23 protein-coding genes and 2 tRNA genes are annotated in these 23,331 nt (G+C 68.8%); 13 read left to right on the forward strand and 12 right to left on the reverse strand.

The genetic code is table 11. From position 1 onward, the window contains the following. Positions 1-3 precede the first annotated feature (3 nt). Together ACFWWR_RS11015 and ACFWWR_RS11020 are read left to right on the forward strand one after the other, a co-directional pair. The gene (locus ACFWWR_RS11015) at positions 4-837 is read left to right on the forward strand and encodes a DUF3566 domain-containing protein (RefSeq protein ID WP_384302881.1); all 834 of its coding nucleotides are present in this window, start codon (positions 4-6) and stop codon (positions 835-837) included. Between the two features lie 111 nt (positions 838-948). Then, positions 949-1,025 (forward strand) — tRNA-Ile (locus ACFWWR_RS11020). 79 nt (positions 1,026-1,104) lie between these two features. Here the strand turns inward: ACFWWR_RS11020 and ACFWWR_RS11025 are convergent. Beyond that, positions 1,105-1,326 (reverse strand): hypothetical protein, encoded by a 222-nt coding sequence (locus ACFWWR_RS11025; protein WP_383862252.1) that lies wholly within the window; start codon positions 1,324-1,326, stop codon positions 1,105-1,107. Positions 1,327-1,459: 133 nt separating this feature from the next. Further along, positions 1,460-1,819: a DUF6344 domain-containing protein gene (locus ACFWWR_RS11030; RefSeq protein WP_383862249.1), complete on the reverse strand. Its 360-nt coding sequence runs from the start codon at positions 1,817-1,819 to the stop codon at positions 1,460-1,462. A gap of 338 nt (positions 1,820-2,157) precedes the next feature. Here ACFWWR_RS11030 and ACFWWR_RS11035 point away from each other — a divergent pair, with 338 nt between their 5' ends. Further along, positions 2,158-2,286 (forward strand): DLW-39 family protein, encoded by a 129-nt coding sequence (locus tag ACFWWR_RS11035; protein ID WP_003999697.1) that lies wholly within the window; start codon positions 2,158-2,160, stop codon positions 2,284-2,286. A 223-nt stretch (positions 2,287-2,509) separates the two neighbouring features. Then, a complete protein-coding gene (locus ACFWWR_RS11040) occupies positions 2,510-3,799 on the forward strand; it encodes a hypothetical protein (protein ID WP_384302883.1) in 1,290 nt (429 codons plus the stop codon). Positions 3,800-3,994: 195 nt separating this feature from the next. Here the strand turns inward: ACFWWR_RS11040 and ACFWWR_RS11045 are convergent, their stop codons facing one another. Both ACFWWR_RS11045 and ACFWWR_RS11050 read right to left on the reverse strand, forming a co-directional pair. Further along, positions 3,995-6,133 carry a protein kinase gene (locus tag ACFWWR_RS11045; RefSeq protein ID WP_384302885.1) on the reverse strand — a complete coding sequence of 713 codons (2,139 nt, stop codon included), beginning with the start codon at positions 6,131-6,133 and terminating at the stop codon, positions 3,995-3,997. A 203-nt stretch (positions 6,134-6,336) separates the two neighbouring features. Further along, positions 6,337-6,885 (reverse strand): DNA-binding protein, encoded by a 549-nt coding sequence (locus ACFWWR_RS11050; protein ID WP_307676052.1) that lies wholly within the window; start codon positions 6,883-6,885, stop codon positions 6,337-6,339. 183 nt (positions 6,886-7,068) lie between these two features. Between ACFWWR_RS11050 and ACFWWR_RS11055 the strand changes: the two genes are divergently transcribed. Beyond that, positions 7,069-7,141, forward strand: a tRNA-Ala gene (locus tag ACFWWR_RS11055). Between the two features lie 178 nt (positions 7,142-7,319). Here ACFWWR_RS11055 and ACFWWR_RS11060 read toward each other — a convergent pair. Next, positions 7,320-8,033 carry a DUF5324 family protein gene (locus ACFWWR_RS11060; RefSeq protein ID WP_383862239.1) on the reverse strand — a complete coding sequence of 238 codons (714 nt, stop codon included), beginning with the start codon at positions 8,031-8,033 and terminating at the stop codon, positions 7,320-7,322. A 365-nt stretch (positions 8,034-8,398) separates the two neighbouring features. Between ACFWWR_RS11060 and ACFWWR_RS11065 the strand changes: the two genes are divergently transcribed. Together ACFWWR_RS11065 and ACFWWR_RS11070 are read left to right on the forward strand one after the other, a co-directional pair. Next, a complete protein-coding gene (locus ACFWWR_RS11065) occupies positions 8,399-8,932 on the forward strand; it encodes a peptidylprolyl isomerase (protein ID WP_383862236.1) in 534 nt (177 codons plus the stop codon). A 100-nt stretch (positions 8,933-9,032) separates the two neighbouring features. Next, positions 9,033-9,920 (forward strand): rhomboid family intramembrane serine protease, encoded by an 888-nt coding sequence (locus ACFWWR_RS11070; protein WP_383862233.1) that lies wholly within the window; start codon positions 9,033-9,035, stop codon positions 9,918-9,920. A 264-nt stretch (positions 9,921-10,184) separates the two neighbouring features. On the opposite strand, the gene crgA is transcribed toward ACFWWR_RS11070, so the two are convergent. Continuing rightward, positions 10,185-10,439, reverse strand: coding sequence for a cell division protein CrgA (gene crgA, locus ACFWWR_RS11075; protein ID WP_217243031.1), 255 nt, complete (start codon positions 10,437-10,439; stop codon positions 10,185-10,187). 140 nt (positions 10,440-10,579) lie between these two features. Between crgA and ACFWWR_RS11080 the strand changes: the two genes are divergently transcribed. The 6 genes from ACFWWR_RS11080 to ACFWWR_RS11105 are packed head-to-tail and all read left to right on the forward strand — an operon-like array spanning position 10,580 to position 14,768. Continuing rightward, positions 10,580-11,359 (forward strand): DUF881 domain-containing protein, encoded by a 780-nt coding sequence (locus tag ACFWWR_RS11080; RefSeq protein WP_383862230.1) that lies wholly within the window; start codon positions 10,580-10,582, stop codon positions 11,357-11,359. 28 nt (positions 11,360-11,387) lie between these two features. Next, complete coding sequence (locus ACFWWR_RS11085; RefSeq protein WP_383862227.1) at positions 11,388-12,074, forward strand: class E sortase; 687 nt, start codon at positions 11,388-11,390, stop codon at positions 12,072-12,074. 52 nt (positions 12,075-12,126) lie between these two features. Next, complete coding sequence (locus tag ACFWWR_RS11090; RefSeq protein ID WP_383862224.1) at positions 12,127-12,288, forward strand: hypothetical protein; 162 nt, start codon at positions 12,127-12,129, stop codon at positions 12,286-12,288. Beyond that, a complete protein-coding gene (locus ACFWWR_RS11095) occupies positions 12,285-12,923 on the forward strand; it encodes an aminodeoxychorismate/anthranilate synthase component II (protein ID WP_383862221.1) in 639 nt (212 codons plus the stop codon). The genes ACFWWR_RS11090 and ACFWWR_RS11095 overlap by 4 nt, the downstream gene beginning before the upstream one ends. Continuing rightward, entirely contained in the window at positions 12,920-14,002 is a 1,083-nt protein-coding gene (locus ACFWWR_RS11100; protein WP_384302887.1) for a class E sortase, read from the forward strand. Before ACFWWR_RS11095 ends, ACFWWR_RS11100 begins: the two co-directional genes overlap by 4 nt. Positions 14,003-14,015: 13 nt before the next feature. After that, positions 14,016-14,768 carry a class E sortase gene (locus ACFWWR_RS11105; RefSeq protein ID WP_383862217.1) on the forward strand — a complete coding sequence of 251 codons (753 nt, stop codon included), beginning with the start codon at positions 14,016-14,018 and terminating at the stop codon, positions 14,766-14,768. Positions 14,769-14,851: 83 nt separating this feature from the next. Here ACFWWR_RS11105 and pknB read toward each other — a convergent pair whose 3' ends face one another. The 6 genes from pknB to ACFWWR_RS11135 form a co-directional block, all read right to left on the reverse strand. Next, entirely contained in the window at positions 14,852-16,873 is a 2,022-nt protein-coding gene (gene pknB, locus ACFWWR_RS11110) for a Stk1 family PASTA domain-containing Ser/Thr kinase (RefSeq protein WP_384302890.1), read from the reverse strand. Between the two features lie 170 nt (positions 16,874-17,043). Further along, on the reverse strand, positions 17,044-18,522 hold the full coding sequence (locus ACFWWR_RS11115; RefSeq protein WP_383862211.1) for a peptidoglycan D,D-transpeptidase FtsI family protein: 1,479 nt from the start codon (positions 18,520-18,522) through the stop codon (positions 17,044-17,046). Next, complete coding sequence (locus ACFWWR_RS11120) at positions 18,519-19,961, reverse strand: FtsW/RodA/SpoVE family cell cycle protein (protein WP_217243022.1); 1,443 nt, start codon at positions 19,959-19,961, stop codon at positions 18,519-18,521. The genes ACFWWR_RS11115 and ACFWWR_RS11120 overlap by 4 nt, the downstream gene beginning before the upstream one ends. Before the next feature lie 27 nt (positions 19,962-19,988). After that, positions 19,989-21,548: a Stp1/IreP family PP2C-type Ser/Thr phosphatase gene (locus tag ACFWWR_RS11125; protein WP_384302934.1), complete on the reverse strand. Its 1,560-nt coding sequence runs from the start codon at positions 21,546-21,548 to the stop codon at positions 19,989-19,991. 98 nt (positions 21,549-21,646) lie between these two features. Then, positions 21,647-22,165 carry an FHA domain-containing protein gene (locus ACFWWR_RS11130; RefSeq protein WP_383862207.1) on the reverse strand — a complete coding sequence of 173 codons (519 nt, stop codon included), beginning with the start codon at positions 22,163-22,165 and terminating at the stop codon, positions 21,647-21,649. Positions 22,166-22,175: 10 nt separating this feature from the next. Next, positions 22,176-23,051 (reverse strand): FhaA domain-containing protein, encoded by an 876-nt coding sequence (locus tag ACFWWR_RS11135; RefSeq protein WP_383862203.1) that lies wholly within the window; start codon positions 23,049-23,051, stop codon positions 22,176-22,178. Positions 23,052-23,331: the final 280 nt, after the last annotated feature.

A 23,331-nucleotide genomic window follows, 5' to 3' on the forward strand; every position in this document is an offset into this window, starting at 1 on the left:
ATCGTGAGCGGAGCCACGGGCGCCGGTTCGGTCGGTAGTACCTCTGCCGGTAAGAAAACGGACAGCGGCGGTCGTGGCTCCGCCACGAATGCGACAGAGTCGCACACGACGGGCGCGGGCACGACAGACCCGCACACGACCAACCTGCAGGCGATCAAGTCCCCCGGGACCGATTCGCCCTCGCCCGACACGCATGGATCCCAGGGGGGAACTGTGACGGACACCCGAGGTCCGCAGGCCCAGCGGCCCGCCACCGGCGCGGGCCAGGCCACGGCCGCTCCGGGCGCCCAGCCTCAGCCGCATCCTTCGGCCCAGCCGGCGCCGCCCGAGGCGACCTCCCCGCTGCCCGGGGAGCGGCAGCCGCAGCAGCCCGCCGGGCCGTACCACCCGCCGCAGGCCTACGCCTCGCAGGCCGGTCCGGCAAGTGCCGTACGCCGCCCCCGCACCGGCGCGCGCACCACGCCCCGCATCCGCAAGGCACGCCTGCGGGTGTCCAAGGCCGACCCGTGGTCCGTGATGAAGGTCAGCTTCCTGCTCTCCATCGCGCTGGGCGTCTGCACGATCGTCGCGGCCGCCGTGCTGTGGATGGTCATGGACGCGATGGGCGTCTTCTCGACGGTCGGCGGCACGATCTCGGAGGCCACCGGCTCGAACGAGTCGAACGGCTTCGACCTCCAGTCGTTCCTGTCCCTCCCGAACGTCCTGACGTTCACGACGATCATCGCGGTCATCGACGTCGTCCTGGCGACCGCCCTCGCGACCCTCGGCGCGTTCATCTACAACCTGTCCGCCGGCTTCGTCGGTGGCGTCGAGCTGACGCTGGCGGAGGACGAGTGAGCGGGCCGTCCGGCGCCTGCTGACGGTCACCGGATACCGATTTTGGGACTGCCCGCGTCGTGCGCTAATCTTCAGGGGTCAGCGCGCGGGACACACACCGCAGAGCGCGGCGGGGCTATAGCTCAGTTGGTTAGAGCGCATCCCTGATAAGGATGAGGCCACAGGTTCAAATCCTGTTAGCCCCACCAGTACTAAGGCCCCCAACCGGTCACGGTTGGGGGCCTTTGGCATTGACCGGAGCATTGACCGGATCCGCGCTGGTCAGAGTCAGGGCAGCTTCCTCATCGCGCGCAGTCCGACCCGGTACGCGAGGGACGCGACGGCCAAGCTGGCGAGAGTGGCGGTCACGTGGGCGTACGGCGACAGGTTCAGCTCGTTCGTCGCTTCGCGAGCCGGCTCGGAAGTGAAGAAGAAACCTGTGGTGGCGGCCAGGGTGGCTCCGGCCTTGTCCTTGGTCCACCGTGCCTTCGGCCCGGAGTCGCTTGTCACCAGATGGTTGTATCGGGGGACTCGGACGGTGCGCAAGCAGTCGAGCCCCGACCGCGGTGCGGTCGGGGCTCGGTGTGTGCTTCGGGCGTACGCAAGTTCGCCGTTACGTCAGTGTGCTGGGTCGTGTGTGCGGTCAGCGTCGGAGAGGGGCTGCCAGGGCCGCGTCCGGACTCGTCCCGGTACTCGACTCCGCGCTCGCGTCCGCTTCCGCCTCCGTGTCCGCCGACGGGCGGTGGCGGCAGCCGGGGGTCTTGCCGTGGGCTTCGGCGCGGATGCGCTGTTTCATCGTGGGGGGAAGGGCCCTGATGCAGGACCAGGACCAGAGGGGCGTCGCCGGTGTCGTCGTCGTGGGTGCGGTGCTGTTGCGGGTCTTCTCGGACTGCGGTACGGCCGCGGAGGCGGTCGTCGTGATCAGGCCGAGCGTCGTGCACAGCGCCAGGAAGGCGGTGACGATGGCGGTCCACAGCTTCATGACCTTGTTGTTCCGGGCCATGGCCCCTCACTTTCGGGTTGGGCGATTTGCGTACTTTCCTCATCATGTGTATGGGGGCCGCGAAGTGGTGGACCGACGCCCGTGGCGCGGCGATGTTCAGACGAACACCACTCGGATGGGCGCAAGAGGGTCGAAAATGATGGAATACGGGATGAGTGGGGTCAAAATCACCGTTCGTGAGGGTGTGATCACCCTCTGATCGGAGCGTCCGGGTCCGCATCTATTGCGGTGTTCCGGACGGGAGTTGAGAGCCCGACGTAGGTCACCGATCGGTCTCGGTCGGTGTGTATAGTCGGGCGCCAGAAGTCCCCTACGTCAAGGAAAGACGAGGTCGCGCGGTGAAGAAGCTTCTCCTGGTCGCACTGGCCGCCATCGGCGGGCTCCTCGTGTACCGCCAGATCCAGGCGGATCGCGCCGAGCAGGATCTGTGGACGGAGGCGACTGACTCCGTGCCCACGGGTTCCTGAGTACCGACAAGCGATTCTGAGCAGACCCCGGCCGCCTCGCGGTCGGGGTTTTGTGTTGCGAGTGGGGTGTTTCGGACGCTCGTACGGATTGCGTGGATGGCGCGCCGCGCGGCGGGGCAGGATGGGCCACGGTCCCGGTCCGGTGTACGACGAGGGGTGGCGCGTGATGGGGCGGCGTACGGCGTGGTGGCGGGCGGCGACACGGCGCGGTCGTGGAGCCGTCGTGCGGTCGGCCGCCGTGGGCGTGGCACTGGGAGTCGCGGCGGCGCTGAGCGGTCCGCCCGCGTGGGCGGCCGGGGCACCCGGCTCGTACGCCTTCGACGAAGACGCCCGGTCGGTGTCGGGTGAGACGAGCACGGCGGACGCCGAGCGCCTGGAACCCGGCACGACGTACCGCAGCTCCCTCCCCGCCACCGGCGAGCGGTACTACCGCCTCGAACTCGACGCCACGTCGAACGTGTACGTCTCGGTCACGGCCGTCCCTCCCCCGGGTACGGAGGTCTCGGCCGGCGACGGCGTCAAGGTGATGGTCCAGGACGCCGACAGCCACACCTGCTCCGTCGACACCGTCAGCATCGGTGCCGGCCGCAGCGCCCACCCCGTCACGGCGCTGGGCGAGCGCGAGGCCTCGCGCGGCGGGTCGGTGTGCAAGGAGGCCGGCACGTACTACGTGCTCGTCGAGCGCGTGCAGAGGTCGACGGGTTCCTCCCCGTTCTCCCTGGAGCAGTGGGGTCTGGAGCTCGCACCCGTGCTGGAACCGCGACTCGAGCAGGCTGGTGCGACGAGCGCCCCCGAGGTCTGGGACTCCGCCTCCCCAGCGCCCCCCGGCGGTGAACCCGAGCGCCGAGAGGGCGGTGCGGGCTTCGACGCGGCGACATCGCTGACACAGGGCGTCTGGCACGACGACGTCCGACCCGGGCAGACGCTCTTCTACGAGGTGCCCGTGGACTGGGGCCGGCAGCTCTACGCCACCGCCGAACTGGGCAGCGTGAGCAGCGACGCCGGATTCGTGCCCAGTGCGCTGACGCTGACCCTCTACAACCCCGTGCGTGGCCACGTCACCGACGACGGCGTCGGCTACGACGGCAGTCAGAAGTCGGCGGCGCTCAGGCCGTTGCCTCCGGTCGCGTACGCCAACCGCTTTGCCGTCTCCGACCATGTCAGCGGCATGCGGTTCGCCGGTTCGTACTACCTCGTCGTGCATCTCGCGGCACAAATGGCCGACGACTTCGGCGACGGCCCCTTCGACCTGACCCTGCGCGTGCGGGTCGCGCACACCGCGGAGGCGGGTCCCGCGTACGGGGCGCCGTCCCAGCCGCGGGACGTCTTCCAGGCCACGGCACGAGGGCGGGAGACGGTGGCGTCGGTGGGCGGGGAAACGGCTGCGGCTGGTGGGGACACCGTGATGAAGGTGGTTGCGGTGGCGGGTATCGGCGGCGGGACCGTGGTGCTGATGGTGCTTGGGGTGTGGATGGGGCTCGGTCGAAGGCGGGGGCGGGCCGGGGCCTGGTGAGGGCCGCGGCCGGAGTGGGGACCGGCGGGGCATGGCGCGCCCGGTGATACACGAGGCCCGGCCGGTGTGAGGGTGCACGGGCAGGGCACTGCCCCGTGAGTCGGCGGCCGGCCCGGCCGGTGTGAGGGCCCGGCTCGGTGCCGAGCAGCGATTGCCTGTGAGGGCTGTGAGGGCTCGATGCAGGGCCCAGGGAGCTCAGATGCGGGCCAGTGCCCAGAAGCCCACGGCGTAGCACGTCAGTGCGAGCAGCAGCAGCGGTATCGCCACCTTGGCGGGCGGCCGGGATCGGCGTGCGGAGCGGGCTGCTCGGTGGCGCGGCTGCGAAGTTGCCTGCGCGGGAGGTGGAACCTGCGGGGCTTGAGCGGTGTACGAAGCAGTAGAGGGTTCAGCGCGCTGGTGCAGGGCTGTGGCGGGCGTGTACGGGGTGTGGTGGGGGGCGGTGGCGTGAGGTCCGGGGGTGGAGAGGACGTGGGTGGGGTCGTGGGCGGAGACATGGAGGGATGCCACTGGGGCCGGGGGAGTCGGGTGTGGCTGAGCGTGGGGCTGTGGTTGGGGGTGTGCCTGCGGCTGTGGCTGGCCGTGAGGCCTCTGTGGGGTGGGTTCCGGGGTGGTCGGGGTAGTGGCGGTGGTCTGCGGGGGCGGCAGGTGGAAGCTGCCGGTGTCCGACATGGTGGGCGGCTGCGTCGGAGCGGACGACTGCGGGTGTACGGCACGCGGGGCGGGAGTGGGAGCGGACGACTGTGGGTGTACGGCACGCGGCGCAGGAGTGGAGGCGGGCCCCGACGGCATGACGCTGCCCGGGGCCGATGTCCAGCCGGTGCCCTGACGGAGATCAGGCGATACGGTCTCGGCCTCCTGGCCGACCGGGATGGCGCCGCTTGCCGCGTGCGGGGGAACGGGGTCCGCACCAGGGGCGGGGGGTATGTGCCCCGGGCCGACCTGGGCGGCCATGGAACCTGCGCCTGGGCCTGGCGCGAAGGAATCCGTGCCGGAGCGGGCGACCAGGGGGGCGCTGTTCTGCCCCGCGGCCGGAGCAGCGCCAGCAGATCCGGATCCCGAGTTCGCGTCCTCCCGTGGGGAAGTGGCGTGCCCTGGCTCCGGAGCGAGGGGCATGCCCGCGGCCCCTGACTGGGAGGGCGAACCCTCAAGGGGACGGAAAGGCGTACCCGTCCTCGGCGCGGACGGAACACCGCCGGCGGCCCTCTCCGCCGGTTCAGCCGCATCCTCCAGCGACCCGGCAGCGCTCTCCTCGGCTCGGGGTCCCTCCAGCCGCCCGGCAGCTCCTGTCACCGATCCGAGCCTCTCCACCCGCCCGGCAGGCCCCGTCGCCGACCAGTTCGCGTCTCCCGCCGGCGGCGCGCCTCCTGCCGACGAGGAAGCGCCTCCTCCCGACCGGGAAGCCCTCTCTGCCGGCCACCGCGACGTCGACCCCGTCTCCACCCCCGGTGCCCGCTCGAGCGGGCCGTTCGGGGCGAAACCCGCAGGGAGAGGGCCGAGTTGGTCGAAGATCTCGATGACTTCGTCGTCGGGGCCGGTTTCGGGAAGGAGTTCTACAGCCGAGGCGAGTGCCTTGCGCGCGCCCGTGGCCGTGCGGAAGCGGGCGTGCGGATCGGGCTGGAGGAGCGAGCCCACGACCTGCCACAGCGGGTCGGGGATGCCCTGGGGGGCGCTCGGTGTGCCGTGCGCGGTGAAGTACTGGATGAGGGCCTTGGCGTCGGGTTTGGCGCCCTCCAGGAGATAGAGCGCGGTCAGCCCCACGGCGAACAGGTCCGCGGGGAAGTCCGGTTCCGCGCCCATCATCTGCTCGGGCGCGAGATAACCGGGCGTTCCCACCACGAGGTTGGTCTCCGTCAGGCGCGGTTCTCCCAGCCGCATCGCGATGCCGAAGTCGGACAGGCGCAGCCGGGGCCGGCCCGTGCCGGTGGCTTCCAGGAGCACGTTGGCGGGCTTGACGTCGCGGTGGACGACGCCTTCCGCATGCACCGCGGCAAGGCCCGCCAGGAGCTGGTCGAGCAGGGTGCAGACGAAGGCGGGCGGCAGCGGACCGTAGTCGTTGACGAGGTGGACCAGTGAACCGCCGGCGACCAGATCCATGGTGAACAGGACCTTGTCGTCGTCGGCGGCCCAGCTGGCGGGCGCGAGCACATGAGGGTGGTCGATCCGCAACGCCTGCTCGCGGACGAAGCGCAACAGCGCGTGTGCGTCGCGTTGTTGGAGGACTTTGGCGGCGACGTACCGGCGGCGGCGGTGGTCCCAGGCACGCCAGACCGCGCCCACTCCTCCGCGCCCGATCGGATCGGCCAGTTCGTACCGGCCGGCGAAGACCTCACCCATGGCTGTGCGTCGCCCCTCCCCCTTCGGCTGCCCCCCTTGCTTCTCCCTGCTTCCCCCGTGATGAGCGATACGACCCCTCTCGCGTCCTCGTCGGTGTGGGACACACCCCCGCGTGTCCCTCCCGGCGAGGACGCGCCCCCTCGCGTTCCTCCTCGGCCGTCGGCCCGGCTGCCGAACCCCCTTCGGCGGGCCGGGCCGCGGTTTCAGCTCTGGTGGGACTGGTAGTGCGTGACCGCGTCGGAGGTGCGGCCCGCGCCGTACACCCGGAGGAACTCTGCCAGTTCCGGGTGGGTGGGGGCGAGAGTGTCGGCCGCCTCGATGATGTCTCCCGCGGCCGCCACCGAGCGCAGCAGCGACTGGATCTCGCGGACCACCCGCTTGACCGTGGGCGCTCCCGAACTGCTGGTCGTCTGTGTGGTGTTGCTGAGCACCGAACCCCCCTGCGACTTCTTGATCTCCTCCATGCGGTCGGTCGCCTCGGCCGCGCTGACGCTGCCGTCCGCGACCTGCCCCGCCAGGTCCTGGAGCAGTTGCACCCGCTGGACCACGGCAGGATTGCCGATCTTCGCCCGCTGACCGCTCATCAGCTGCGAGAGCATCGGCGCGGACAGTCCCAGCACCCCCGCGAGACGAGCCTGGTTGAGACCAAGATCGTCTATGAGCTTACGGAAGAGCGCCCCCAGCGGCTCCCCGTACCAGTTCCGCTGCAGTTCCCGCGCTCTTGCGGTGGCTTCCTGCTGTGCGGCGTCCATTGCGTCTCCCCATCGCTTCCCCAAAAAACGGTGGTTCGCTGTAGCGAACCACGCGGAGCATCTTACGGAGAGTGGTCGTTCACGGGGACCCCCAATCTTTTTGCGAGATCCAGGGGATGACCCGGTACTCTGGTCTGCGTCGCCTCCCGGTACGCGGTTCTTCCGGGTGGTCGGCCATCTTCCGGGGCCTTAGCTCAGTTGGTAGAGCGCTGTCTTTGCATGGCAGATGTCAGGGGTTCGACTCCCCTAGGCTCCACACAGGAAATGCCCCCTGAACTGCGGAAACGCAGTTCAGGGGGCATTTTTTTCGTCACCGGGTCAGGGCTCCGGCACGAGCAGGCGGCGTTTCACGTGAAACACGCGCAGCCCAGGGCACACGTGCAGACCAGAGTGGGGCGGTAGACCATCGGTCTCCGCCCACACCAGGATCTTGCTCAGCCGCGTTCGTCGCGGTGTGCAGCCTCCTCCTCGGCCTGCTTGGCCTGTACCTCCGGGTCGAGCACGGCCTGGCCGCTGCCGTCGACCGAGGTCAGGCGGCTCGACTCCGGTACCTCCGTCGCGGCGGGCGGCTCGACCAGCCAGTCTGGGTTGGCCTGCTTGTCCCACCACTTCCATGCGGCGAAGGCGCCGCCGGCGACGAGACCCGCCACCGCCAGTGCCTTGGCGAGCCGGCCGGCCCGCGCCCGCCGCTGATGCTTGCGGACCAGCTTCTGGATGTCCTTCGGCGAGACCTGACCGCGCAGCGCTGCCAACGCGGCCGTGCTTCGGGCCGCGGCCTCGTCGCGGACGGGGCCTGTCACGGCCACCGCCTGCTCGATCCTCGGCCGGGAATAGTCGGCGGCCTGCTTGGCCGCCTTACGGGTACGGGTCGCGGCCTCGTGGGCGGCCTGGTCGACCTTCGGCGGGACATGTGCGAGAGCCTGCGAACGGGCGGACTCCAGACGCGGCGCGAGATGGGCGTCGTACTGGACACGAGCCTGTTCGGCGGCCTGCGTCACCTTCGGCGCGAGCCGTACGCGTGCCTCTTGCGCGTAGTGCGAGGCCCTGTCCTTGGCCGTGTCGGCGTAGGGCGCCACCACTTCCGCGGCGTGCAGCACGCTGTCCTTCGCCGAGCCGGTCGCGGCGCGCACGCTGTCGATGCGGGTCACGGGTTCCTCCTCCTCGGTGGCGTACGGTATTTCGACTTTCCACCCTTTTACGGATCATGCCTGCCGGGGAGCTCTTAGGCATGTGTAGGGCGGGCATCCGGGTCACAGCCACAGACTCCGGAGCATCTGCGATCAAGAACTTCTCAAGAACTGATCACGTGCAATAGCGGATGAATACAGGGCAACGGGAGCTTGTCGTCGACAATGCCACGGATCGCCGCGCAGCGCCCCCGCCCCGTGACCACTCGACCGGATTTCTGTGGGCGAATCCGCCGAACGCCCGGTCCCCGGGCGGGTGCCGGGCGACGCACGGCACGAACCGTGCAAGGATCGGAAGGGCACAGAAGAACAACGGAAGGCAGATCGTGGCCGAGCAGCTTTACGCCACCCTGAAGACGAACCACGGGGACATCGACGTCCGGCTTCTGCCGAACCACGCCCCCAAGACGGTCCGTAACTTCGTCGAGCTCGCCCAGGGCGAGCGGGAGTGGACCCACCCCGCCACCGGCGAGAAGTCCACCAAGAGGCTTTACGACGGCACGATCTTCCACCGCGTCATCAGCGGCTTCATGATCCAGGGTGGCGACCCGCTCGGCACCGGGATCGGTGGCCCGGGCTACGAGTTCGAGGACGAGTTCCACCCCGACCTCTCCTTCAACAAGCCCTACCTGCTGGCCATGGCCAACGCCGGCCCGGGTACCAACGGCTCGCAGTTCTTCGTCACCGTCTCCCCGACGGCCTGGCTCAACCGCAAGCACACCATCTTCGGCGAGATCACCGACGCGGCCAGCCAGAAGGTCGTGGACGCCATCGCCGCCGTGCCGACGACCCGCCCCAACGACCGGCCGGTCAACGACATCGTCATCGAGTCGGTCGTCATCGAGACCCGCGAAGGCTGAGACAAGACCTCTCCGGCCTGCGCGAAGGGAACCAATCGCCCCGCTCGTCCGTAAGGATGGGCGGGGCGGTGCATGTGTGTACGACGACTTAGGGGATGTCATGGACCAGGCGGCAAGCAGCTCGCAGGGTGCCCAGAGCCTGCCCGGCTGCTATCGGCACCCGGACCGCGAGACCGGTATTCGCTGCATCCGCTGCGAACGGCCCATCTGCCCCGAGTGCATGGTCAGCGCCTCCGTCGGCTTCCAATGCCCCGACTGCGTCCGCAGCGGTTCCGGCACCGGCCACGCCCCGACCGCCACCCAGCCGCGCACCATCGCCGGCGGCACGATCGCGGCCGACCCCCGCCTGCTCACCAAGATCCTGGTCGGCATCAACGTCGCGGTGTTCATCGCGGTCCACGTCCGGTCCGCCCTGCTGAGCGACCTGGTCCTCATCGGCGCCTGGCCGCCCGCCCCCTTCGCGCCCACCGAAGGCGTCGCCGGCGGCGAGTGGTACCGCCTGGTCACCTCGATGTTCACGCACAACGAGGTATGGCACATCGGCTTCAACATGCTCAGCCTGTGGTGGCTGGGCGGCCCCCTGGAAGCCGCCCTCGGCCGAGCCCGCTACCTCGCCCTCTACTTCGTCTCGGGCCTGGCCGGCAGCGCACTCGCGTATCTGCTCGCCTCCCCGACCACGGCCACCCTCGGAGCCTCCGGGGCCATCTTCGGCCTCTTCGGCGCCACCGCCGTCCTCATGCGACGCCTCGACCACGACCTGCGGCCGATCATCGCCCTGCTGGTGATCAACCTCATCTTCACGTTCAACCCGGGCTTCAACATCTCCTGGCAGGCCCACATCGGCGGCCTCGTGGCGGGCCTCATCACCGGTTACGCCATGGTCCACGCACCGCGCGAGCGCCGCGCCCTGGTCCAGTACGGCACCTGCGCGCTGGTTCTAGCTGTAATCGTGGTCATGACACTCCTGAGGACCGCACAGCTCAGCTGAAGCGGGCGTTCTCGCAGCTGAGCGGCTGTTGTCCACAGCGAGTGGCCAGTCCTGTGCATACCGTGCGGGAACAGCTGTGCCCCCTGTCGCTGACCTGAGTTTCCGCAGGTCAGGCAGGGGGCGAACAGGGTTTCGGATACCGGTGTGTCAGTCGTACCGGCGTCAACACCCGATGGGTTATCCACAGATCGTCGTCTTTTCCCCAGCGAGCTGTGGAAATTTGCCCAGGGCTGTGGATAACTCAGCGGATACCCCTGGGCAGAGCTACTTCCACTGCGTGGAGACACCGAATCCGGCGGCGATGAAGCCGAAGCCCACCACGATGTTCCAGTTGTCCAGAGAGTCGATCGGAAGCGAACCGTCGGTCACGTAGAAGACGACGATCCAGGCCAGGCCGATGAGGAACATGGCCAGCATCACGGGTGCGACCCAGGAGCGGCTGTTCAGCTTGATGGTGGTCGCCTGCTTCGCCGGGGGCGGCGTGTAGTCGGCCTTCTTGCGGATACGTGACTTCGGCACGAGGGTCTCTCCTGTCGATGCGCTGTGGCCGCGCAGGGAACTGGGGCGGGCTCCGGGGCAGCGTACAAGGGGACACTTAGTGCTCCCCCGGGCGTCCGTTAGCGTAGTGCTTCCGCGCCGCCGAAGGAGATAAGGGTACGTTGAGCAATTCTGCCGACTTCCCCGGGACGGGATCCAGCCCAGCCGGCCGGCGACGTTTTCGGCCCGTGCGGGTGCTGACGGCGGCCGTCTTCGCTCTCGCGGGGCTCATTTTCTTCACGAGCTTCGACACGGCCAAGGGCACCAACATCCGGACGGACACGTCCTTGCTGAAGCTGTCCGACCTCATCCATGAGCGCAGCCGCAAGAACGGCGAGCTGGACGAGTCCAACGGCGTCCTGCGTCGCGACATCGAGTCGCTCGCCGAGCGTGACGACGGCAGCACCAAGGCCGAGGACGACAAGCTCGCGGCCTTGGAGGAGAACGCGGGCACGCAGAAGCTCTCGGGCAAGGCGGTCTCGGTCACGCTCAACGACGCCCCGCCCAACGCGACGGCCAAGCTCCCCGGCTATCCCGAGCCCCAGCCCGACTACCTGGTCATCCACCAGCAGGACCTCCAGGCCGTGGTGAACGCCCTGTGGCGGGGCGGGGCCAAGGGCATCAAGGTCATGGACCAGCGGCTGATCTCGACCAGCGCCGTGCGCTGCGTGGGAAACACGCTGATTTTGCAGGGCCGGGTCTACTCACCGCCGTACAAGATCACGGCGGTCGGGGACCCGGACGCGCTGCAGAAGGCGCTGGCGGAGAGTCCGGCGATCCAGAACTACATGGTGTACGTCAACGTCTACGGGCTCGGATGGAAAGTCGAAGAGGACGGGGCGGTGACTCTGCCCGGCTACTCGGGCACAGTGGATCTGCAGTACGCGAAGCCCGTGGAGTGAGTCCCGAGTAGGCCCCCAGGAGCTGCCGGTGCGCGTCGTGATCAGGACCGTCAGCGAGTTATGCATCACTGTCGGCGCCCTGATAGTCCTGTTCGTCGTCTATACGCTCTTCTGGACCGGTGTGAAGGCCGACCATGTGATGGACGACCAGATCGACCTGTTGCAGGAACGGTGGTCACAGGAGCCCGTGCGGCCCACGGCGACGGCGGGTGGCTCCGAGAGTCCGCCCGAACCGGCGGCGTACGCGGCGGGGCAGCCGTTCGCGATCATGTACATTCCGCGGCTTGGTTTCACGTGGAACAAGCCCGTGCTGGAGAACACCGCCACCAACACCCTGAAGAAGGGCCTCGGGCACTACGCGGGAACCGCGCAGCTCGGGCAGCGGGGCAACTTCGCGGTCGCCGGCCACCGGCGGACGTACGGCGATCCCTTCAAGGACTTCCCGAAGCTGCGACGGGGCGACGCGGTGGTGCTGACGGACGGGACGACCTGGTTCACGTATCGGATCGACAAAGGCCCTCACAAAACCGTGCCCTCGGACGTCGAGGTGATCGACCCTGTGCCACGTAAGTCCGGGTATACGCGTCCGGGCCGCTACCTCACCCTGACCACGTGCGATCCGGAGTGGGGGCACAGCCACCGGCTGATCGTCTGGGCGCATCTGGACTCCACACAGCCTGTGGAGGCAGGGAAACCACCGGCCCTGCGCCGTTAGTCTGGTGCGGTACGGCGTGAGTCTGGTGCCGTGGTGCGACAGAAGGGACGGCATGTACAGCTTTATCTGGCGGCATCTGCCGGGGAACGCCTGGGTGAAGGCGATCATGTCACTCGTGCTGGTCGTTGCTGTGGTCTACGTCCTTTTCCAGTACGTCTTCCCGTGGGCCGAACCGCTGCTGCCCTTCAACGATGTGACGGTGGACAACCAGTGAGTGCGCGGATTCTCGTCGTCGACAACTACGACAGCTTCGTCTTCAACCTGGTCCAGTACCTGTACCAGCTGGGCGCCGAGTGCGAGGTGCTGCGCAACGACGAGGTGTCGACGGCACACGCCCAGGACGGCTTCGACGGCGTGCTCCTGTCCCCGGGGCCGGGGACGCCCGAGGAGGCCGGGGTCTGCATCGACATGGTGCGCCACTGCGCGTCGACCGGCGTGCCCGTCTTCGGCGTGTGCCTGGGCATGCAGTCGATGCAGGTGGCGTACGGCGGTGTCGTGGACCGTGCGCCCGAGCTGCTGCACGGCAAGACCTCGCTGGTCGAGCACGAGGGCTCAGGCGTCTTCGCCGGGCTGCCGACACCCTTCACGGCGACCCGGTACCACTCGCTGGCCGCCGAGCCGGCCACGGTTCCGGCCGAGCTCGAGGTCACGGCACGTACCCACGACGGCATCATCATGGGCCTGCGCCACCGGGAACTGCCCGTCGAAGGTGTGCAGTTCCACCCCGAGTCGGTGCTGACGGAGCACGGGCACCGGATGCTGGCCAACTGGCTGGTCGAGTGCGGGGACCAGGGCGCGGTGGCGAGGTCGGCGGGGCTCGCCCCGGTGGTGGGCAGGGCCACGGCGTGACCGCGCTGCGCCCCGAGCGCGAGGACTCGTACGGCGGGGTGCCGTACGAGTCGTACGACTCGGTGCCGTACGAAGCGTCGATCGGCAACGAGGTGCCGTACGAACCGCCCTTCGACGACCAGGCGCCGTACGAACGGCCCATCGACGACGAGACGGTGGCGCTGCGGATACCCGAGCCGCCGACGCGTCCGGTCGGCGGCGAGTCCCTATCCGCTTCTGGCGCCTCATCAGCCTCGTCCGCCACAGGATCCCCCACGGGTGGGCGTGCGGCCCGGAGAAAGGCCGCCAAGGGGCGTCACGGGCGTCATGGGGGCGCTTCCGAGAACGCGGCCGAGCCGCCGGAGTCTCCCGACGAGGGCAGGCCGCTCTCCCGGGTGGAGGCGCGGCAGCAGGCACGGGCGCGCAAACCCGGTGCGGCCGTCGTCGCGAGCCGGGCGATCGGTGAGGTGTTCATCACCACCGGCGTCCTCATGCTGCTGTTCGTCACCTACCAGCTGTGGTGGACGAACGTCCGGGCGCATGCGCAGGCGGACAGGGAGGCGAGCAGCCTCCAGGACGACTGGGCGAACGGCAAGCGCAACCCCGGGGCTTTCTCGCCGGGGCAGGGCTTCGCCATCCTGCACATTCCGAAACTGGACGTGGTGGTGCCGATCGCGGAGGGCGTCAGCAACAAGGGGGTGCTGGACCGGGGCATGGTCGGCCACTACGGCGAGGATCCGCTGAAGACGGCGATGCCCGACGCGAAGACCGGCAACTTCGGGCTGGCGGGCCACCGCAACACCCACGGCGAGCCGTTCCGGTACATCAACAGGCTCCAGCGGGGCGACGCGATCGTGGTGGAGACGCAGGACAAGTACTTCGTCTACAAAATGGAGTCGATCCTGCCGGTGACGTCGCCGAGCAACACGAGCGTGCTGGAGCCCGTTCCGCCGGGGTCGGGGTTCACGACGGCGGGTCGCTACATCACTCTCACCACATGCACCCCGGAGTTCACCAGCAAGTACCGGTTGATCGTCTGGGGCAAGATGGTCGAGGAACGGTCGCGCAGCAAGGGCAAGCCGGATGCGCTCGTCGAGTAAGGGCAGATGACAAGTGGCAGCGACCACCGACGGCACCGCAGAACAGACCGGCACGTCCGGACCCGGGCCCGCACCCCGTCGCCGCGGCCCCGGCCGGATCGCCATGGCGGTCAGTGTCTTCGGCGAACTCCTCATCACCGCGGGTCTGATCCTCGGCCTCTTCGTCGTCTACTCCCTGTGGTGGACGAACGTCCTCGCCGACCGCAAGGCGGATCAGCAGGGCGACAAGGTCCGCGACAACTGGGCCGCCCAGAAGGACACCGGTCCCAGCGCCTTCAGCCCCGGGGCCGGCATCGGTTTCCTGCACGTGCCCGCGATGAAGAACGGCGAGGTCCTGGTCGAGAAGGGCACCTCCTCGAAGGTCCTCAACGACGGCGTCGCCGGCTACTACACCGACCCGTCCAAGGCGACGCTCCCCACCTCCGGCAAGGAGGGCAACTTCACCCTCGCCGCCCACCGCGACGGCCACGGCGCGAAGTTCCACAACATCGACAAGCTCAGGAAGGGCGACCCGATCGTCTTCGAGACGAAGGACAAGTGGTACGTCTACAAGGTCTACGCGGTCCTTCCCGAGACCTCGAAGTACAACGTCAAGGTCCTGTCGGCGGTCCCCAAGGAGTCCGGCAAGAAGAAGGCGGGCCACTACATCACCCTGACGACGTGCACGCCGGTGTTCACGTCCAAGTACCGGTACGTCGTCTGGGGCGAGCTGGTGCGGGTGGACGCGGTGAACAACGAGCGCACGCCGCCCGCTGAACTGAGCTGACGCAAGAGTCCTGGGCACACGGCGAAGCCCCGGCACCCTCCTCAGGAGGGTGCCGGGGCTTCGTTCGTACCGGGCGGAGGGGGTCAGTCCTCGGTGCGGGCCGCCGTTCCGGTGGCGCCGCCGAAGAAGCCGCCGTTGTCATTGCCGCCGTTGCCGTTGCCACCGTTGTTGCCGACGCCGATGGTCGTCAGGGTGATCTGGGTGCCGGCGGGGTCGTCGACCTCGTTGCCCGCACCCGGGTCCTGCTGCTGTACGAACGCGGTGTCACTCTGGTCGCTGCCGTTGGCGAACTGGATGTTCGTGAAGCCGGCCGCGTTGAGGATCTGCTTGGCCTGCCCCACGGTCTGGCCGACGACGTTCGGGACCTCCGTCTTGTCCGCCGCCTTGCCGACCTGGATGTTGACCGAGGAGTTCTTGTCGGCCTGCTGGCCGGCCGACGGCGTGGTCTGGATGACCTTGCCGATCTGGTTGACGTCGTCGGTCTCGACGTCGGTGCAGTTGCCGACCAGGTTGTTGGCCGTCATCTGGGCCTTGGCCTCGTCACAGGACTTGCCGAGAACGTCCGGGACCGTGGCCTTCTCCTCGGCCTTGGCGATGATGAGGGTGATCGTGGAGCCCTTCTCCACTTCCTCGCCCTTGACCGGGTCCTGGTCGAGCACGGATCCGGGGTCGTCCGAGGACACCCGGGTCTCCGTCTTGATCGTGAACTCGTAGTCGTCGCCGGTGAGCTGGTCCTTGGCCTCGTCGAGCGGCAGGCCGATGACGCTCGGGACGGTGACCTTCGGGGCGCCGGTCGAGATGACCAGGTTGACGGCGGTGTTCTTGTCGACCTTGGTCTGGGGGGCGGGGTCCTGTTCGCAGATATTGCCCTTGGTCTGCGCCTCGCAGGCCTTCGGCGTGATCGTCCCCACGACCAGGTCGCTGTTGGTCAACTGCTTCTTGGCATCGGCTTCGGTCTGGCCGACGAGGGAGGGTACGGGCACCTGCTCGTTGCCCGCACTGCTGCCGTCGAAGATCCACTTGCCGATGAGAATCGCGCCGACCAGCACCAGGACACCGGCCACGACCAGGAGGATCGTCGAGGTGTTCGACTTCTTCTGGCGGCGCCGGTCGGGGCGGTCGTCGTAGCCGTAGCCGCCGTCGTCCGGGTTCATGGGCGGCAGCATGGCCGTGGCGCCCGCGTCGGCGCGCAGGGCCGTCGTCGGCTGGTCGTCGGGGTAGCCGCCGTAGCCCACGGAGCCCATCGCGGCGGTGGCCGCGACCGGCTGGCCGTCGAGGCAGGCCTCGATGTCGACGCGCATCTCGTCGGCGGACTGGTAACGGTAGTTCGGGTCCTTGACCAGCGCCTTCAGGACGATGGCGTCCATCTCGGGCGTGAGTTCCGGATCGAACACGGACGGGGCCTGGGGCTCCTCCCGTACGTGCTGGTACGCGACCGCGACCGGGGAGTCGCCCACGAAGGGCGGCCGGACCGTCAGGAGCTCGTACAGCAGACAGCCCGTGGAGTAGAGGTCGGACCGGGCGTCCACCTGCTCGCCCTTGGCCTGCTCCGGGGAGAGGTACTGGGCGGTGCCGATCACCGCGGACGTCTGCGTCATCGTCATGCCGGAGTCGCCCATGGCGCGGGCGATGCCGAAGTCCATCACCTTGACCTGGCCGTTGCGCGTCAGCATGACGTTGGCGGGCTTGATGTCGCGGTGGACGATGCCGGCCCGGTGCGAGTACTCCAGGGCCTGGAGGATGCCGATGGTCATCTCCAGCGTGCGCTCCGGCAGCAGCCGGCGGCCGCTGTGGAGGAGTTCACGGAGGGTGGAGCCGTCGACGTACTCCATGACGATGTACGGGATCGAGACCCCGTCGATGTAGTCCTCGCCCGTGTCGTAGACCGCGACGATCGCGGGATGGTTGAGCGAGGCGGCCGACTGGGCCTCCCGGCGGAACCGGGCCTGGAAGGACGGGTCGCGCGCGAGGTCCGCGCGCAGCGTCTTCACCGCCACGGTGCGGCCGAGCCGGGTGTCATGTGCGAGGTATACCTCCGCCATGCCACCACGGCCGAGCACCTGGCCCAGCTCGTACCGGCCGCCGAGGCGACGCGGCTCTTCCATAGCTTCCTACCAGCCCTCTCCGTCGGTCCCGACCGGCACATCAGTGCGGTCGGGTGGCTGCCGTCCGGGCCTACCGTACCCGGATGGCCGTGTGTGACCTGGCCAAGCCCGTCACCCGATACAGGACCGGTATCGCAACGTGCACCGATGTGAGGGGGACGTGATCTGGGTCACTGCTTGCTCTTGATGACCGCCTCCATCACGCTCTTCGCGATGGGCGCCGCGAGGCCACCGCCGGAGATGTCGTCACGGACGGCGCTGTCATCCTCGACGACCACGGCCACGGCGACCGGCGAGCTGCCGTCGGCGAGCTTGGCGTACGAGAGGAACCAGGCGTAAGGCTTCTCACTGTTGTCGACGCCGTGCTGGGCGGTGCCGGTCTTGCCGCCGACCTTGACGCCGTCGATCTGCGCGTTCCTGCCGGTGCCGTCCTTGACGACGGTCTCCATCATGTCCTGGAGGATCTGGGCGTTCTTCGCCGTCAGCGGCTGGCTCAGCTTTTCCGGCTCGGTCTTCTCGATGGGATCGAGGCTCGGCGCCTGGAGCTCGTCGACCATGTACGGCTTCATCAGGGTGCCGTCGTTGGCGATCGCCGAGGCGACCATCGCCATCTGGAGCGGGGTCGCGGCGGTGTTGAACTGGCCGATGGAGGACAGTGCGACCTCCGAGGGAGCCATGTCCTCGGAGAAGACCGAGGAGCTGGAACGGATCGGCGTGAAATGCTCCTCGCCGAAGCCGAACTTCTTGGCCTCCGCGAGCATCTTGTCGTTGCCGAGGTCGGAACCGACCTTGCCGAAGACGGTGTTGCAGGAGTACTGGAGGGCGACCCGCAACGTGGCGTTCTTGCAGGGGATGTTGCCCTCGTTCGGCAGCACCGTCGTGGTGCCCGGCATGGTCCAGGGCAGCGGCGAGTCGGTCTTCTCGTCCGCCGAGGTGTACAGCCCGTTCTCCAGCGCGGCGGCGGCGGTGACGACCTTGAAGGTGGAGCCCGGCGGATAGGTCTCGCGCAGGGCGCGGTTGAGCATCGGGTCCTCGTCGTTGTTCGCCTTCTGGAGCTTCTGCCACGCCTCGGTGTCCGTCGTCGTGGAGTTGCCGGCGAACGAGGAGGGGTCGTACGACGGGTAGGACGCCAGCGCCAGGATCGCGCCGGTGGACGGGTCGAGGGCCACGACGGCACCCTTGCCGCCCTGCTTCTTCAGGCCGTTGTACGCGGCCTTCTGCGCGGCGCCGTCGAGGGTGGTGACCACATTGCCACCCTCCTTCTCGTCGCCCGTGAACATGTCGAGGGTGTTGCGGAAGAACAGCCGGTCGTCGTTGCCGGTGAGGATTCCGTCCTCGATGTTCTCCAGCTGGTTGGCCCCGAAGGCCTGTGAGGCGTACCCGGTGACGGGCGCCCACATGGGGCCGTTCGTGTAGGTGCGCTTGAACTTGAAGTCGCTGCCGGCGGTCTCCTTGGAGCCGGTGACCGGCTTGCCGTCGACGATGATGTCGCCGCGTGGAGTGGCGTACCGCTCGATGATGACGCGGCGGTTGTCCTTGTCGGACTTGAGCTCGTCGGCCTGGACGTACTGGATCCAGTTGTCGCGGATGAGCAGTGACAGGACGAGGAGTCCGCAGAAGATCGCGATCCGGCGCAGGGGCTTGTTCATGACGGGCGGACCACCTGGGTCATCTCGGCGTCGGGGCTGGGGGCGGGGGCGGGCGCCGGACGGCGTGCGGTGTCGCTGATGCGCAACAGGATGCCGATGAGTGCCCAGTTGGCGATGACGGACGAACCGCCGTAGGCGACGAACGGCAGTGTCATACCGGTCAGCGGGATGAGGCCCATGACACCGCCTGCCACGACGAAGACCTGGAGGGCGAAGGCGCCGGACAGGCCGATGGCGAGCAGCTTGCCGAACGGGTCGCGGGCGGCGAGGGCCGTACGCACGCCGCGTTCCACGATCAGGCCGTAGAGCAGCAGGATCGCCATGACGCCGGCCAGACCCAGTTCCTCGCCGAAGGTCGCGAGGATGAAGTCGGAGTTGGCGGCGAAGCCGATGAGGTCGGAGTTGCCCTGCCCGAGGCCGGTACCGAGCGTGCCGCCGGAGCCGAAGGCCCACAGGGCCTGCATGGCCTGCTCGGAGTGCACAATGCCGTCACTGGCCCCGGAGCGGCTGAGCTGGAACTCGCGCATCGGGTCCAGCCAGGCCTGCACACGCGTCTGGATGTGCGGCTCGAAGCTGGCCACGCCGACGGCGCCGACCGCGGACATCAGCAGACCGAAGACGATCCAGCTGGTCCGCTCGGTGGCGACGTACAGCATGATGATGAACATCCCGAAGAACAGCAGGGATGTTCCGAGGTCCGTCTCGAAGACCAGGATGAGGATCGAGATCACCCAGACGACGAGAATCGGACCGAGGTCGCGGCCGCGCGGCAGGTAGAGCCCCATGAACCGTCGGCTGGCCAGCGCCAGGGCGTCTCTCTTGACCATGAGGTAGCCGGCGAAGAACACCGCGAGGGCGATCTTCGCGAATTCACCGGGCTGAAGCGTGCCGAGGCCGGGGATCTTGATCCAGATCTTGGCGCCGTAGATGTTCGCGCCGAGTCCGGGCACGAGCGGCAGGACCAGCAGGAACAGCGCGCCTGCCATGGAGATGTAGGTGTAGCGCTGCAGGACGCGGTGGTCCTTCAGGAAGATCAGCACGGCCACCAGCAGAGCGACGCCCATCGCGGAGTACAGCAACTGGCGCGGTGCCGCCGCGGCGTAGTTGCTGAGCCGCTTCGACTGGTCCAGACGCCAGATGACGACCAGGCCGAGCCCGTTCAGCAGCGTCGCCAGCGGCAGCATCAGCGGGTCCGCGTAGGGCGCGAACTTCCGTACGACGAGATGGCCGACGCCCGCGAGCAGGCCGAGTCCGAGACCGTAGCCCAGCAGACCGGGCGGCACCTCGTCGTTGATGGCCAGGCCCACGTTGGCGTAGGCGAACACCGGGATCACCACGGCGAACACCAGCAGCGCGAGCTCGGTGTTGCGGCGGCTCGGCGTGCCGATGGCACCGATGGTGGACGTGTGGTGCGTCGATGGGTTGGTAGAACTGCTCATCGTGTGACAGGGCCTCTCACGGCTCGGCTACTGCTTGTCGCACTGCGAGACGACCTTCTGCTCCTGGTCGGAGAGGCTGGGGCCGGGGGTGGGCGTGGGCGCAGTCGTGGACGGGGCGGGCGAGGTCGGCGCCGATGGGTTCGGCGTCGGTGAGGCCTTGGACGACCAAGAGGCGGGTGTGGTTCCCGTGGTGCCGCCGGCCTCGCCTTCGCCGGTCTTGGCGTTGTTCTCGCTCTCGGCCTTCTGACGTGCGGCTTCCTTCTCGCACGCGGACGCCTGGACCGCCAGGGCGTTGATCTTCGTCTGGGCGTCCTTGAGGCCGCCCTCGGTGATCGTCGCCTTGACCTGCTTCTGCATGTACGTCGGCAGGTACTTGAGTTCGATCTCGGGGTGGTCCTTGTGCACCTTGGACAGCGAGACCCAGGCGAGGTCCTGGCTGATGCCCCGGTACAGGGCGACGTGTTCGCCGTTGGCGCCGACGTAGTACTGCGTCTGCGTCCAGCGGTAGCCGCCGTACAGCCCGCCGCCGACGACGGCCAGCACGAGCGCGATGTAGAAGGATCTCTTGAGCCACCTGCGGCCCTTACGGGGCTTGACGAAGTCGTCGTCGCCGTAGTCGCCGAAGCCGGCTGTGGAGATGTAGCCGGTGGTGTCGCCGGAGCCGGGCGGGCCGAACTCGCCGCCGCCCTGTCCGGGCACCTGGCGGCCGAGCCCGGAGGCGCGGCCTGCCGGGGTCTGCATGATGCCGTTGTCGTGCAGCTGGAGCTGGTTCTCGGCGACCGCGCCGACCACGACCGGGGTGTCGGAGAGCTGCCCGGCGAGGGTGTCCCCGGTGTCGAGGTCGAGGACGTCGGCGATGATGACCGTGATGTTGTCGGGGCCACCGCCGCGCAGCGCGAGCTGGATCAGCTCCTGCACGGTCTCCTGGGGCCCCTGATAGCTGGCGAGGGTGTCCTCCAGCGTCTGGTGGGACACGACCCCGGACAGGCCGTCGGAGCAGATCAGGTAGCGGTCGCCGGCGCGGACTTCACGGATGGAGAGGTCGGGCTCGACGTGCTCGCCGCTGCCCAGCGCGCGCATCAGCAGGGAGCGCTGCGGGTGGGTGGTGGCCTCTTCCTCGGTGATACGGCCCTCGTCGACCAGGCGCTGCACCCACGTGTGGTCCTGCGTGATCTGCGTGAGGACGCCGTCACGTAGCAGGTAGGCGCGCGAGTCGCCGACGTGTACGAGGCCCAAGCGCTGGCCGGTCCACAGCAGGGCGGTGAGCGTGGTGCCCATGCCCTCCAGCTGCGGGTCCTCCTCCACCATCGCGCGCAGCTGGTCGTTGGCGCGCTGTACGGCGGTGCCGAGGGAGGTGAGGATGTCGGAGCCGGGCACGTCGTCGTCGAGGGCGACGATGGTGGAGATGGCCTCGGAGGAGGCGACCTCGCCGGCCGCCGCGCCGCCCATGCCGTCGGCGATGGCGAGCAGGCGCGGACCGGCGTATCCGGAGTCCTCGTTGCCCTCCCGGATCATGCCTTTGTGCGATCCGGCGGCGAAGCGCAGTGACAGACTCATGCGCACCTCGCCCGTCGGCTCCGGGTACATCCGCACGGTGCCCACCCTCCGGTCGGGAGCGCGCCGGGGCCCGGGGTGCCGGGCGCCGCTGCGTGCTCGCTCCGCTCGCGCTCATTCATGACGTGGCACTACTTCCGCAGCTCGATGACGGTCTTGCCGATGCGGAGGGGCGCGCCCGGCGCAATCGGTGTGGGGGTCGTCAGCCGCGTTCGGTCGAGGTACGTGCCGTTGGTGGAGCCCAGGTCCTCGACGATCCACTGGCCGTCGCGGTCCGGGTAGATCCTGGCATGACGGCTGGAGGCGTAGTCGTCGTCCAGCACGATGGTGCTGTCGTGCGCCCGGCCCAGGGTGATGGTCTGGCCCTGGAGCGCGACGGTGGTGCCGGTGAGTGTGCCCTCGGTCACCACCAGTTTGGTGGGTGCGTTACGACGCTGGCGGCCGCCGGCCGCCTGTTGGCGCTGCTGCGGAGGCGCGGCCTGCCGGGCGGCGGCGGCCTGCTGCTGCCGCCCGCTCTCCCGGCGCGAACCGCGCTGGGTGACACGCGTACCGAACAGGTCGCTGCGGATGACCTGCACGGCCACGATCACGAACAGCCACAGAACGGCCAGGAAACCCAGCCGCATGACCGTGAGGGTCAGCTCTGACATTGCCCCCGCTTCACCCTTCGGCTTGCCGGTAAATGATGGTGGTACTGCCCACGACGATCCGCGAGCCGTCGCGGAGCGTAGCGCGGGTGGTGTGCTGCCCGTCCACCACGATGCCGTTGGTGGACCCGAGATCCTGGATCGTCGGGGGCGTTCCGGTCCGGATCTCACAGTGCCGGCGGGAGACGCCGGGGTCGTCGATCCGCACGTCGGCCTCGGTGCTGCGGCCCAGCACCAGCGTCGCGCGGGAGATCTGATGGCGGTTGCCGTTGATCTCGACCCAGTGCCGCATGCGACCGCCGGCCGCTGGTGCGGCAGCGGGTGCCGCAGGGGGGCGCTGTCCGCCGACGGGCTGCGGGTAGCCGTAGCCACCGGCGCGGCCGCCGGGCGGCGGCGCGGCGGGCATGGGCGGGGCGCCCGCGGGCGATGCGGGGGGCGGGTAGCCGTAGCCGCCGGGGGCCGGCCGGCCTGCGGCCGGGGCCGCCGGGGCGCCGCCGGGGGCCTGCTGGTTGGTGGAGGAGGCGAGCGTACGGCTGCGCACCCGGTACAGGCCGGTGTCGAGGTCGTCCGCCTTCTCCAGATGGACCTTGATGGGGCCCATGAAGGTGTAGCGCTGCTGCTTCGCGTAGTCGCGCACCATGCCGGCGAGCTCGTCGCCGAGCTGGCCGGAGTAGGGGCTGAGCCGCTCGAAGTCCGGCGTGCTCAGCTCCACGATGAAGTCGTTGGGTACGACCGTCCGGTCGCGGTTCCAGATGGTCGCGTTGTTGTCGCACTCGCGCTGGAGCGCTCCCGCGATCTCCACGGGCTGTACCTCGGACTTGAACACCTTGGCGAAGGTGCCGTTGACCAGACCTTCGAGACGCTGCTCGAACTTCTTCAGGACTCCCATGGGGCACCTCCTCCGTCGCTGCTGCCGTCCTGCGTCCCGCTGAGCGGGTACTGCCTTGCCCGGTACTGCTGGTACTGCTTACTGATCGTATCCACGCGCCGGTAAATCGGCTGGTTCCCCCTGTCGGCCCGGTCGACGGTGTCGACGCCTCCGAAGTTCCCTCCGGAGCACCCCTTCGAACTCTTCTCGGACGTCGTCCTGTGAAGGATCGTAGAGGCGGCCGAAGACAAGTGTCCCGCACCTGACTGTGGACCCGGACCGGCTCCTGCGGAGACGGCCT

This window comes from Streptomyces sp. NPDC058678 (assembly GCF_042714835.1).
Classification (GTDB): Bacteria; Actinomycetota; Actinomycetes; order Streptomycetales; family Streptomycetaceae; genus Streptomyces.